Genomic DNA, 13,586 nt, shown 5'->3' on the forward strand with positions numbered 1-13,586 from the left:
ATAATGCATTCTGTATTTCGTGTAAAGAAAAAATAAAACCGATGCGTGCAATTAATTAAAAACACAATCAAACCTTGTGAACTTTAAAAATTAATCCACAAGGAGATGAATGAAACAATGATTTAAATCCGTAAAAAACAAACTCTCAAAAACGAGCTTTAGAAAACATCAAATATTATATTAGATAATATCAATACAGTACCAAAAAGGATAACGTAACGCATACCGGTCTGCTGAACGCTTTAAAAGCCGATAAAAGCGAAGCACTCTATCGCATCAGTAGCAGCATAAATTTTAAGAAAATTCGCTTTAGCGGAGAAAAGTGCTCTCATACACAAAACAAACTATGTTTTTTTTGCTCAATCAAGAAGACGAAAATCTTTTAAAGACAACACAAGTTGTTACAAAGAAAAAAGGCAGCACAATGTGCTGCCTTTTCTAAAAAGGTACATAGTGTACCTTATATTAAAACTGGTAACGTATTCCTCCGGAAAAACTTGTTCCCGAAAAACCAGCCTTATTAAGCTTATGTTGATAGAGAATATCAGCATACAGAGAGAACTGTGGCAACAATTTGGCATTAAAACCTAATCCAGCCTCTAGAGAAGAACCAAAAGCTCCTAACTTGAAAGCATCATTGAAATGCACAAACTGTTTTCCTTCAAAACCATGAGCAAGATAAAGCTTACCATAGAAAGCAATAGCATTCACGCCTTCAGAACCTGTAGGAATCTTGGTTAAGCGTCCACCAACACGCGCTACCCACTGATTAAGGTTACCCATTTCAATATCAAAATTGTCGATATCACGGGCTTTATTAAACTGGAGATGTTGATACACAACCTGAACCTGCGGATCAAAGACAAAGCCCTTATATCCTGTCATAATTGTCTGACCACCAGCTAAAGAAACACTCAAAGGATTACCTTTTAATGTTGCTGTTTTACCCCGTGCAAGGGTGAGAACATCACCTTTGAACAGACCATAGGATAAAAGACCGTCGACATAGAAGCCAACATTATGCTGCATGCTACCATATACCGTAGCAGTCCATTTATCAAATGCACTCTTCTGACTGTACTCAACATTCACAGGCTGCAGAGAAAGTTTTCCATAAGTTCCCATAACGCCAAAGGATATAGCACTGTCAGCATTTTCAATAGTTTGCAGCAAAACACCTGCCTCTACACCATTATAACTAAGATCACCTCCGTAACCATATTCAAGTGCGGACAGATCTGAAGCATAACGGTAATTTCCACCATAGCCGCGCAAGTATAAAGCGGGATTTTCACGAACCTCTACCATTCCTGTAGAAGTCATCCGCAACGTCTCCAATTGCTTATTTTGATTGCTAATATCCATTAAACCAGCGTGGAATACACTATTAGGCAAGCTGAGATAAGTTGGAACCTGTGGAACAACAGACCTTACAAATTGTTCAGGAAGGGCAGCAGATCCAACAGACTTAACATACTGATTTTCTAAACGGAAATTCCAAAATTCTCCACCATCCTTAACAAATTTCTGCTGAACATGCTCCTGTTTCGAAGTCGCTTCTGGAGCATAAGCACGAAGGGTGTATTTGTAAGGTGAGTTTCTCAGTGCAACATAATTGCCATCGAGTTGGAAAGAGTCTTTCTTCGCTTGACCATAGACCTGAATAATTGAAACAGTATGAGCAATCTTGGCATTCGCTTTACCATCTCCTACATTGCCTGCATCACCTCGTACATGTATTTTTGTTTTTCCAGAAACATCACCATGAATGACAAGCCGATCAGTGACTTGCTGATCACTCGGATCACGAGGATTTAAACGTGCATTGAGATGAATTACAGCATTACCCTGTGCCGCATAAACAGTTCCTTTCCCATTTCCAATATGGAGAGTCTGATATTTTCCTTCAGATTCCGAAGGTGCAAAATCAATAGCACTATTTACAAGACTTACAGAAGAAATGCATGAATCCGCACATCCTGAATCTAGAGTCCCCAAATTCCTCTGTGCACTTCTTTTTAGAATCCACTGTGAATTATTAACCAAGTCTAATTTTGCATAAGAATTTTTATCAACGCGAACACCGCCTGTAACAATAGAATTATCAACTGAAACCAATATGTTCGAATCATTCTCAGCTTTTAATAACAAGTCACCAGCAAGAGTTGTTTTATTTTCTAATGAAACACGACCACCAGAATTATTACCATAGATAGCTATACCATTTGCAACTTCAAAATCAGTTTTTTTCAACGAAACTGTCCCTGTTATGCCTATAGGCGTTTTTTCCTGTTTGGACACAGTACTCCGCTTAACAACATTTGTTTTCTCAGTTGTTAAATCCTGACTTCGATTTTGTTGACTCGCTTCCTTCTGTGTTCCCCCATCAAAATATATACCGTAGACTCCGTCACCTTCCACTTTAACAGTAGAAGACTCGATATTTACGTGATTCATAGTAGGACGAACGTCAGAGGATCTCCTTCTCCTAGAAGAACCCGTCTCAACCACATTATCACCAGACTTTATAATCCACAAAGCATGAGCATCAGTAACAACATTTCCGTTCTTAAAATCAACAGAAGCATTATCACTCACCAGAAAAGCTGCACGCCCAAAGTTATCTACAGAATCTAACTTACCCTGTCCTTTTTTCGCAGTAATATTAACTTTGTCTAACTCAACGCTTCCCCCAGCTTCTGACCTCACAGCCACTCCCTTTTCCAAAGTAATAGCCCCAGAGTCCATAGACACCTTACCAGCCTGACTTACCAAACCAGCCATAGCTAAATCCCCCGTTACGTTAATTTTCGTATCCTTTAAATTAACAGATGATCCAGAACCCGCCAAAGCGCCCACATAAAGCGCATCTACTGTTCCACCAATCATCTTAACTTTTCCGCCACTTTTAGCTTCAAGCCCAATCACAGAAGAGGTAATTGTTGATTTATTATCCAAAACAACTTCTGCCCCCTCTTCTGCAAGCACAGCACTCACGAGTTTTGATGGAGTAACACCAAAATTATCTTTACTATCTGAAGAATCCGCACCACTAATAGTAGTACCCTCTAGCTTGATAACTGTATTTGGATTTACTGCATGCATAGAATGCTGAGTTTTCTCACTTGCCTTCAGTGTCTTCCCTGTTATTGTCCGCGATTTACCATCTCTACACAAATAAATAGTCCGCGATCCCTTCTCTCCATTATTCATATCATCACATGTAGAAGAAATCGTTTCCTTACCAATACTATTAGGCGGAACAATACGTCCAACAGATCCATTAGGAGGTGTAGAAGATTTCTCAGAAACCTCAGAAGAAGGCTTTATGGAAGCTGCTGATTTTATAGATGGAAGCTTATTCGATATAGTATGCCCAGATGATACAGAAATCCCATCTGTCGATATCACTGAAACCCTATCTGGATCAGATCTCCCAAGTGAATTAGCTCCTGAAGGTATTAAATTTAACGAACTTCTACCTCTAGATGAAGGAGATGAATTGGACGAAACAGTATATACATTATGCCCAGATGTCCCAGATCTTGCAGGATTAGTAGAAGCCCTCTCCTCAGATACAGTAGGAGTAACAGGAGACGTAGTGGAAGAAGGAAGAGACGGTATAGTTTCAGATGTTCTAGCCTTCCCCTGATCAGTAGATGCGCCCCCCTCAGATACAGCAGAAGTAACAGAAGACGTAGCAGGAGAAGGAATAGACGTCACAGCTTCAGATGTTCTACCCACCCCCTGATCAGTAGATGTGCCCTCCTCAGATACAGCAGAAGCAACAGAAGGCGTAGTAGAAGAAGGAACAGACGTTACAACTTCAGATGTTCTAGCCTTCCCCTGATCAGTAGATGCGCCCCCCTCAGATACAGCAGAAGTAACAGAAGACGTAGCAGGAGAAGGAATAGACGTCACAGCTTCAGATGTTCTACCCACCCCCTGATCAGTAGATGTGCCCTCCTCAGATACAGCAGAAGCAACAGAAGGCGTAGTAGAAGAAGGAACAGACGTTACAACTTCAGATGTTCTATCTTCCCCCTGATCAGTAGATGCGCCCCCCTCAGATACAGTAGAAGCAACAGGAGACGGAGTAGGAGAAGGAATAGACATTACAGCTTCAGATGCTTCACTCTCTACATCATAGGATCCTTCATATCCACCGTCTGTATGATCTTCATCACCTGTCTCAGTTCTATGAATTCCAGAATTCACACCAACTGTATCAGAATCACCGTAACCTACTATAGTATATTCTACTTCATTTGCATTCTGTCTAGGATCTTCACTTCCATCAACAGTCTCTTCAGTTGTCAAGGTATTTAGAGAAGAAGATAAAGGATCTGATATTGTAGAGGGCTCATTTCTAGCCTCTTCATGACTTACATCACCTGTATCAGATCTCCCAAGTAATGCGGGGTTCCCATTCGTATTAGAAGTAATAATTTGATTAGGTGGTCTAGATTCAGAAGTTCCAGATGGAAGATTTGATCCTACAGAAGAATTATCTACCTCATTTTCCACAGCTTCACGAGATGGCACGGAAGGAGTATTTACTCCCGCCCTCTCCCTATTGCCACCTGAGACAAAAAGAGAACTACGCTCATAGGGCAAATTTTTATCTTCTAAACGAAAATCCCAAACATCTTTACTGCCCGCAACTAAAGCCTTATCGAAATACTGCATTTTCGAAGGAATAGTTGGACCATAAGCACGAAGAACATACTGATAAGGAGTTCCGAGCGTAACATAATCACCATTTAAACTAAAAGAGCTTTCTTCTGCCCTTCCGAAAACTTGAATAAGTGAAATACTATATCCCTTATTATTGTTACCACCCCAACCTACTCCTTGTGCCTTCACCTTTACCTTAGTTTGCCCAGAAACATCACCATGAATCAATAGTCTATCAGAATTTCGACCAACAACCTTACCAGATACATCTACGGCCTTACCAGATACATCTACATTGAACTGAATTGTAGAAGTCCCCTTAGCACTGTAAACAGTACCCTTTCCTTTTCCGATGCGAAGAATTTGATATTCAGTAACAGCCTTTCCACCGTTAGAACCCGCACTATTTAAATTTTTTATTGAAGTAAAAAATTCAATAGCACTATCTTGAAGACTCACAGATGAAATACATGAATCTATACAATGCTGATCGGCATCTTCTGAATCTTCATAGGAACTTTTTTTTACCCGCCATTCTGCTCCATTGGATAAAAAAAGCTCAGCATGAGATTTATCATCAAAACGAGTAGCACCTGAAATGATAGATTTGTTAGCAAAAACGGATAAATCAGATTTTTTAGCTTTCAACAAAAGAGAACCCGAAACTTCCGATCCATCTTGTAAAAAAACGTAACCTTTCAAACCATCACCGTAAATAGCGACACCCTCTGGAACTGTGAGAGAAGTCTTTTCTAAAAGAACTCCATGTGGCACAGGGTCCTCAGACTGTATCCCATTAGCCCGACGATCAAAGTCTATACCATAAGACTTTTTACCTGGAACCTTAATAGATGAAGATTTTATAACAGCATTTAAATTCAAGAAATTAGAGAATGGATCAATGCCAAGAGCACTCTCTTTCTGTATTCTAGCCTTATAAACAGAAGAAAAAATATCACTAAAAGCTTTGGGAAAAATATTGGAAGAACGATGGGAAGAACGCAAATAAACAGGAAGATACTCCTCCCTATTTTCATCTTCATCTTCATCTTCAAACTCAAAATAAGTGTTTATATTTTCTTGCATATTTCGTACAATGTTGCTCGAAATATTTGGACCAATCTGCAAAAAAATACTATCGGAAACATCAAAATTCCCATTTTTAAACGAAATATAACCGTCACGTGATAGCAAAGCAATGCGCCCAACATCTTGAGAAGAATCATCTCTATCAGAATCTTCCGGCAGCACCAGCTCTCCGCTCCTCTCCTTCATCTGTGCCGCCCCATTTAATTCAGAAACATTTTTTTGAATGCTAACACCATCCAATAGAACAATTCCCATTTCTGAAGCGATAACCCCTATCGTTGTATCTCCTAAAGAAAGTGTTCCTTTTTTCATCTCTATTACAGATTTATCATCACTCCACAGACCAACTATCTCTGCTGTAACACGTGCATTTTCCAAAAGAACCACACCTTCTTTTGAAGCCATAGCATTCACATAACGGCTGTGAAGGGAACCACTATTCATAGCAACCTTTCCATAACTAGAAGCTCCAAGCCCATAAGCAAATCCTTCAACCACTGTATCGTTCAAATTAATCGCAGCGCCAAGTTGAGACTTACCATCCGCAAATACAGAGCCCCTACCTTCACCCTGAAACAGAGTTTTATTTTCAACCACCTTAATATCTGTGCCTTCTTCAGCAACCACGGATATCTCAGATACATTAATAACTGTAGGCAAAGGACCTGTTACATATATAGCACGATCATACCTTCCTGCTTTAAGCGGAGTTTTACTACTACCTTCACCTTGTCCAAGTGTATGCGTAGCACCATCATCACAGAAAATAGACGCTCTAGACAGAGATTCTTTGGCCGAAGAACAAGGTGGTAACAATGCTGGAATTGATTCTACTAAAGAATCCTGTTGCACAGAACCAGGGACATCGCCAACGCCACCAAGGATACCACCACCAACGCCAGGAACACCAGCGCCACCAAGTCCACCAGCGCTGCTAGGGACACCAGCGCCACCGCCAGGGACACCGCCAACGCCACCACTAGCGACTTGTGCTAAAGGAGCAGCAGGTAATTCTGCTACTTCAGGTGTAGGAGATGCTGATGAACTTCTAAAAGATGGTAGTATAGATGTCAATGAAGTAGATAGGCTTGAGAGTGACCACAAACTATTCCCTATAGAAACATCTACACCTTGTAAAAAGAAGAAAGCACTTGTTGTCAGTGCGTACAAACGTGTACGCTTTTTAAATACATTGATCATATGTCAAACTTTCTAAATAATGTTGCAAAAACACTAGAATTAAGTGAAAATGAGGTAAGTGAACGATTTGTAACATATGTCAGTCAACTTTACAACATAGTGTTATTTATTTACGCTTCATTTTGTGCATAAAAATACCAAAGTTAAGTTTTTAAGTGCGCAAACCTTTGTAATATTAGATAAAAGGATAAAATCACGATGATAAAATATATGAAATGGATGACTTCTGTTTTACTGGTTGCAATTAGTTTTGCAACGATTTTGTGGACTCATACGAGTATTGCAAATACCAGTACCCAGACAAATGTAACGATTGATCATGTTTCAGGCACGACTTCTGTTCCCACTTCTCCGCAAAAGGTTGTTGTGTTTGATCTTGCCTCGCTAGATAATATGAATCGCCTTGGTATCCAAGCAGTTATCGGCCTTCCTGAAGGAAAAAAACCTTCCTATCTACAACAATTTGACGATGCAAAATATGAAAGAATTGGAACCGTTTTTGAGCCAGATTATGAAAAAATTGCCACTCTTCAACCCGATTTGATTATTATTTCCTCCAGAACTCAAGCAAAATATAAAGACTTATCCAAAATAGCCCCAACAATTGATCTAACAGTAGAAAACGAAAATTCTCTTGAAGATATAAAACGAAATGTGTCTATCCTTGGAAAAATTTTTGGTAAAACACAAGAAGCAGAAAAGGAAATTGCAAAAATCAATGAAGCTTTTGCTGAAGTCCGTAAAAATACCCAAGGAAAAGGCACCGGGCTCATACTCATGACCTCTGGTGGAAAAATCAGTGCTTTCGGACCAAAATCACGTTTCGATATTTTTCACTCCGCTTTTGGAATTGCCCCTGCAACCGATAAACTTACTGTGCAAAAACATGGACAACTCATTTCTCCTGAATTCATTCTTGAAACCAATCCTGATTGGTTGTTAGTGATTGATCGCGATGCAGCCATTGGACGGGAAGGACAATCCGCAACACAATTGCTCAACAATGAGCTTGTTCACCGCACAACAGCAAGCAAACAAAACCAAATTATTTATTTGGACTCTTGGAGTTGGTATCGTGCAAATGGCGGTTTAACGGCACTCATTGAAACCGCACAGCAGATCAATGAAGCCTTTACAAAGAGCAAATAAGCGCACGAAAGAGCTTGCTTGCTATATAAATAAAATTTAAAAGCAGAGGTTGTTTATTAAGCAGTCTTTGCTTTTTGTAGATTTTGTTAGAAAATGATTTAACGTGAAGAATTACTGGATAACCATAACACTTCTAATTTTCCTGTCTATCCTCAGCATTTTTGTTGGTTATTCTGATGTCACACCTTCTAACCTTTTCGCAGCCGATCCCCATGCGTGGCTTATTTTTTGGCAAACACGTCTTCCTCGTACCATTGCAATCCTTTTAGTAGGCGCAGCACTTGCACTTTCAGGCATGATTATGCAACTATTAACACGCAATCGCTTTGTCGAGCCATCAACCACTGGAACCATTGAATCTGCTTCCCTTGGCATTCTTTTTATTATGATTTTTTGGCCCGATATTCCTGTTTTAGGAAAAATGGTCGTTGCGACAATTTTTGCCATGGTAGGCACTTTACTTTTTATGTTTTTATTGCGACGCATTCCTCTAAAATCTGCTCTCATTGTACCCCTTACAGGGATTATGCTAAGCTATATTATTGGCTCTTTAACCAATGCCATTGCAGATTATGAAATGTTACTTCCTTCTCTTCAAGCTTACTTATTTGGCAGTTTTTCGATGGTTCTTGAAGGAAAATATGAGCTCTTATGGCTATCCCTTCCCCTTTGTATTCTGGCCTATTGTACTGCTGATCGCTTTACGGTTGCAAGTTTGGGAGAAGATTTAACCAATAACCTTGGATTGAATTATCGTGTTGTCATGTTTTTTGGTCTTTTTATTGTCGCCTCAATCACTGCTGTTGTTGTCTGTACCATTGGCCGTATTCCTTTTGTTGGGTTGATTATTCCAAATATTGTTTCAAGTTTCATGGGAGATAATATGCGCTATACCGCTCCTTGGGTGGCCATCAGCGGTGCAGGATTGGTCTTGATTTGTGATCTTTTAGGACGAATCATTCATCCCTCTCTTGAAATTCCCATCAGCACCATAATGGGTGTAATCGGTAGTTTTATTTTTATGATACTGCTTTTACGCTGGAGAAAGCGTCTTGGATAGAAGAAGAAAAACAATATGTGTACTAACAACACTTATCATCATAGCATGCACTGTCATTAGTCTTTACATGACGTGGAACATCAATGTTTATACATGGAAATTTCGTCTTACAAAACTTTCCTCTTTGCTTCTTATTGCCTATGCAATAAGCGTTTCCACGGTTTTATTTCAAACAATCGTTAATAATCGTCTTCTTACTCCTTCAATTATGGGATTTGATCAGCTTTATATTTTAATAAAGACTGCCCTAATGTATTTTGTAGGCTCTCTTTCTTTGCCCTTTTTGAATGAAGAAGGACAGCTCGTTCTTGAAGCCCTCATTCTTATTCTTTTTTCAATAAGCCTTTTTCGCTGGCTCTTTTCAGGAAGCCTAAAAGGACTTCATTTAACGCTTTTAATCGGTGTTGTTTTAGGCGGATTTTTTTTCAGTTTACGGATGTTTATGCAATTGCAACTAAATCCAGACCAAATGATGAATTTAACGGATATTATGTTTGCAAATTTTAATAAATTCAATACACCGTTAATAGGCTTTGCCACAATCATTGTCTTCATTGTGAGTCTGATTGGATGGCATTCCCGTCATCTTCTTGATATTTTGGCTTTGGGACGTGAAAATGCTCTTAATCTTGGCGTTAATTACCACAAAAGTGCGACAGCTGTCCTTATTTTTGTTTCCATTCTCGTATCCATTTCCACCGCATTAGTAGGCCCCGTCACCTTTTTTGGACTGTTAGTTGCCAACCTTTCCTATGAACTTTCTCCTCAAGCAAAACACAGTATTGTTGTTCCAATTGCAATATTATTGGCTATTATTTGTCTGGTGGGGGGACAATTTATTTTAGAACAAATTTTTCATATGGCAGGGCGTTTAAGTTTTATCATTGAGTTTTGTGGGGGAATTGTTTTCTTAATGTTACTGATGAAGGGAAAACTAAAATGATTGAGATCAATCATCTTTCCAAGGCTTACGGAACACGATTGATTATCGATAATTTATGCCTTCATCTTCCAAAAGGGGGGATTATTTCTCTTATTGGGCCCAATGGTTCGGGAAAGTCAACTCTTTTAATGCTGATAAGACGTCTTTTGCCACACCATAATGGTACAATTCATATCGACGGCTTTGATATTGATAAAATGCCCCACGATATTTTGGCTCAAAAACTCTCAATTCTGCGTCAAGAAAATCCTTTGTCTTTTCGCTTAACCGTGTACGATTTAGTAAGTTTCGGACGCTATCCTTATTCAAAAGGCTGGTATACACATGAAGATAAACAATTTATCGACAGTGCGCTACGCTATCTCGGCTTACAAGATTTACAAGACCGTTTTTTAGATGAGCTTTCTGGCGGTCAGCGTCAACGCGCTTTTATAGCCATGGTTATCTGCCAAGACACTGATTATCTTCTTTTAGATGAACCATTAAACAATCTGGATATGAAACATGCGGTTTCTATGATGAAGCAATTACGCCGCACAGCTGATGAACTGAAAAAAACCATTCTTATTGTTATGCACGATATTAATTTTGCCTCATCTTACTCAGATATGATTGTTGCATTGAAAAATGGGAAAGCGGCCTATTGTGGGACTCCAAAAGAAATTATGCAACCAAAAATTCTTAAAGACATTTATGATGTCGATATTCAAATCAAAACAATTAATGACATCCCTATCGCTCTTTATTATCGATAATCATAAAGATTTTTTGCGCTTGCATGCACTATAGAATCTGCTAGGGATAGTAGAATTGGCTTATTGGGGAATAGTTTAATGGTAGAACAGCGGACTTTGACTTCGTCAATCTTGGTTCGAATCCAAGTTCCCCAGCCAGTATTTAATGATTGTAGCTTGTCATCGGCTTTTGTATAATTTGAAAGCAGGTTTTGCATCAATTTATTTTTTTCAAAGGATCTTCAAAAACTTTCAAGGGTTATTTAAAATCCCTTTAATGCATATTTTCTCTTCCTCTAAAAATTGCAATTTGAGATGATAAGCTCTTGAGCCGGTGCGGATTCTTTGAACCACATGTATAAGATGTGCCAACCTCTTTTATCTTAAATTGGCTAAAGATTTTTCGGATCTGAGACACATCATTGAGAGAGAAGAATTTTTCTCTTGCGCAAGCAAAGCAAACATTGTCTGGTAATCCTCTCGCAAATAAATCCTTTCCATAGTAATACACGTATATCTGGCTCTGTTTATGGGAAAGCCTTATCTAACAGCTATAAACCTATCTAAAGAGAGAATTCAAAAAAGAAAGCCGAGCCAAATGATATGACGCGGCTTTCAGATATTGATTATAAGATTCAAATGAATCATCCACAATGGAGTAATAAATTCATATATACAAAACGTATCATATTGCAAGTGCTCTATTTAGAAATATGAAAACTTATCAAAAGATAACGTAAATGATAGCTATGATTTTGATATCATTCATTAGCATTATAGAATCTATAAACGCTTGGTAACTTTATCAATCCAATCAAAAGAAAATGCATCTTAAATGAATGTCTTCTCAATACGGCTTTCATAAGTATCTTTTCATTTTGCACTCAAATGTAACTTCTTTGCAAATTAACCAGCTCAAATTTGAGTTGGCAAAATTAACCAATCCAATTTTGGAGGCGTTATCTTTAGAATAGCCATCTTTAAACATTATAGCTTTTGACTCAAAATTGAATAAAATCCCATACCTTAGATGTTACAATGGTTTTGAATTTTGCTGCCTCATCTTTTTTTCAATAGGTGCCCCCCAAATTTTGAGAGAGCTCATTTGGTTTCGTATTTTTAAACTGTAACTTTTAAAACGTTTTTTTCTCGCTTGCTTGCGTTATATCATTAAAAGGCTTTCAATTTCATAAGACATAACATTGTGATTTTCATTCTATATTGTGATGATAGTATCTATATAATGCCTGCCTATCATTTACTAACTTTTTAGTAAGCGTTTTTAAAAACGTATCATAAAATTTATGATACGTTATGAATGATAACCGCTTTTCATTTCATTTGAATGCACCCATGCGTTATAGTATTTGCATCATGATTTGCTTTTTATAGTCTATACATCCATGGCAATCTTATATAAAAAATGATCAATTCAAACATGCATAAAAGTAGGGATTCTTAAGTGGATTCATACAAAATAACTGCACTTAATGTATTGATTTTATTAGTTTTTATGTACAATACCTTTTTAACTTCATAAAGATATCAATTTCCTTGTAAAGAGTATTCCTCCCATTCCAACAAAAGACTCCACATAAGGCGATGAGGGATAGCTTCTATGATTTTACAAGTACTGATCACTGGCCGTGCAATAACGCCGACTGATGTCCAAGCCAATTAGACCGCCTGTGGAAACAGGCAGGTTGTGGGGCTGAATATAGTGGAACAGCACCGAACGGATAAGCCACACGTCGTAAGTAAGCCTCTTAGCTTGCATAGCTTATAGGTTTTGGAAACAGACAATTATTATAATTCAGGTATTATAATTCAGACAATTAAAGATCAGATCTCAAGCTTTTTAATCCAGTGGACAAACACGAATAATATGTCCGTCTGGATCTTTGATTAGGAAGGTACGTCCAAATACATCAGTATACGGTTCCTTCAAAACATTTATCTCAACAGTGGTTTACTCTTTCCATTCCGTATAGAGCTTATCTACGTCCTCTCCAGTAGGCAACATAATGCCGATTTCTGAAAAACGAGGTGCATTTTCCTCAGGCGTATCGCCCCCAGACCAGAGAGCAAAGAGAGCATCCCCCGAAGAAGCAAATGCAACATAGCGTGGCGAGGTAAACACAGGTTCTTTCTTGAAGATGAATTTGTAAAAAGCCGTAGAGTACTCTATGTTTGAGATGTATACCAACTGTAGGTTTGGGGTAACAGGATAAGTAGGAATATTACTCATAAATTCTCCATGATTTAGTAGCTGTTGCCTGACAGGCTATACCTATTAGAGAATATTTCAACAAGAGTTTGTGATGCCTCCATTCGCGGTGTGCTCTATTTATATGTTTTTATTCGCTTATTGCTATATGCGAAAATATTGAGACCGCCACTACGGGGATTATAATGATATCCCTATCGCTCTTTATTATCGATAATCTAAAGATTTTTTGCACTTGCCTACACTATAGAATCTGCTAGAAATGGTAAAATTGGCTTATTGGGGAATAGTTTAATGGTAGAACAGCGGACTCTGACTCCGTCAATCTTGGTTCGAATCCAAGTTCCCCAGCCAGTTTGTATGTATGTAGCTTGTTGTAGCTTGCCAGCAGGTTTTGTATAATTTGCCACTAGGTTTTGTACCAATTTATTTTTTTTCAAAGAGTTTTTAAGGGGTTCTCAAAGGGTCTTCAAAGACCTTTCAAAGATCATTTAAAGCCTCTTTTTC

7 protein-coding genes, 2 tRNA genes and 1 pseudogene are annotated in these 13,586 nt (G+C 38.4%); 6 read left to right on the forward strand and 4 right to left on the reverse strand.

What is annotated here, in order from left to right; translation table 11 throughout:
- Positions 1-465: 465 nt before the first annotated feature.
- Positions 466-6,966, reverse strand: coding sequence for an autotransporter outer membrane beta-barrel domain-containing protein (locus ACFINR_RS08175; protein WP_375653926.1), 6,501 nt, complete (start codon positions 6,964-6,966; stop codon positions 466-468).
- Between the two features lie 198 nt (positions 6,967-7,164).
- Between ACFINR_RS08175 and ACFINR_RS08180 the strand changes: the two genes are divergently transcribed.
- The 5 genes from ACFINR_RS08180 to ACFINR_RS08200 all read left to right on the forward strand — a co-directional run bounded on the left by ACFINR_RS08180 (position 7,165) and on the right by ACFINR_RS08200 (position 11,011).
- The gene (locus ACFINR_RS08180; RefSeq protein WP_375653929.1) at positions 7,165-8,115 is read left to right on the forward strand and encodes a siderophore ABC transporter substrate-binding protein; all 951 of its coding nucleotides are present in this window, start codon (positions 7,165-7,167) and stop codon (positions 8,113-8,115) included.
- A 103-nt stretch (positions 8,116-8,218) separates the two neighbouring features.
- A complete protein-coding gene (locus ACFINR_RS08185; RefSeq protein WP_375613670.1) occupies positions 8,219-9,175 on the forward strand; it encodes an ABC transporter permease in 957 nt (318 codons plus the stop codon).
- A gap of 67 nt (positions 9,176-9,242) precedes the next feature.
- Complete coding sequence (locus tag ACFINR_RS08190) at positions 9,243-10,118, forward strand: iron chelate uptake ABC transporter family permease subunit (protein WP_375632550.1); 876 nt, start codon at positions 9,243-9,245, stop codon at positions 10,116-10,118.
- The gene (locus ACFINR_RS08195; protein WP_375629926.1) at positions 10,115-10,873 is read left to right on the forward strand and encodes an ABC transporter ATP-binding protein; all 759 of its coding nucleotides are present in this window, start codon (positions 10,115-10,117) and stop codon (positions 10,871-10,873) included. The genes ACFINR_RS08190 and ACFINR_RS08195 overlap by 4 nt, the downstream gene beginning before the upstream one ends.
- Before the next feature lie 64 nt (positions 10,874-10,937).
- Positions 10,938-11,011 (forward strand) — tRNA-Gln (locus tag ACFINR_RS08200).
- A 137-nt stretch (positions 11,012-11,148) separates the two neighbouring features.
- On the opposite strand, the pseudogene ACFINR_RS08205 reads toward ACFINR_RS08200, so the two are convergent.
- From ACFINR_RS08205 to ACFINR_RS08215, 3 genes and pseudogenes are all read right to left on the reverse strand, one after another.
- A pseudogene (locus tag ACFINR_RS08205) lies at positions 11,149-11,354 on the reverse strand (DNA adenine methylase); the annotation flags it as partial.
- Between the two features lie 1,043 nt (positions 11,355-12,397).
- On the reverse strand, positions 12,398-12,529 hold the full coding sequence (locus ACFINR_RS08210; protein WP_375653932.1) for a hypothetical protein: 132 nt from the start codon (positions 12,527-12,529) through the stop codon (positions 12,398-12,400).
- A 292-nt stretch (positions 12,530-12,821) separates the two neighbouring features.
- Positions 12,822-12,992, reverse strand: a complete 171-nt coding sequence (locus ACFINR_RS08215; protein ID WP_375653936.1) for a hypothetical protein — start codon at positions 12,990-12,992, stop codon at positions 12,822-12,824.
- Positions 12,993-13,359: 367 nt separating this feature from the next.
- On the opposite strand from ACFINR_RS08215, the gene ACFINR_RS08220 reads away from it, so the two are divergent.
- Positions 13,360-13,433 (forward strand) — tRNA-Gln (locus ACFINR_RS08220).
- Positions 13,434-13,586: the final 153 nt, after the last annotated feature.

Source organism: Bartonella sp. AP19HLJMH, from assembly GCF_042196245.1.
Classification (GTDB): domain Bacteria; phylum Pseudomonadota; class Alphaproteobacteria; order Rhizobiales; family Rhizobiaceae; genus Bartonella.

What these genes read in the sequence shown, in the direction of transcription:
- ACFINR_RS08175 (WP_375653926.1), bottom strand. Translation starts at nt 6,966, where the DNA reads ATGATCAATGTATTTAAAAAGCGTACACGTTTGTACGCACTGACAACA.
- ACFINR_RS08190 (WP_375632550.1), top strand. Translation starts at nt 9,243, where the DNA reads ATGACGTGGAACATCAATGTTTATACATGGAAATTTCGTCTTACAAAA.
- ACFINR_RS08195 (WP_375629926.1), top strand. Translation starts at nt 10,115, where the DNA reads ATGATTGAGATCAATCATCTTTCCAAGGCTTACGGAACACGATTGATT.
- ACFINR_RS08180 (WP_375653929.1), top strand. Translation starts at nt 7,165, where the DNA reads ATGATAAAATATATGAAATGGATGACTTCTGTTTTACTGGTTGCAATT.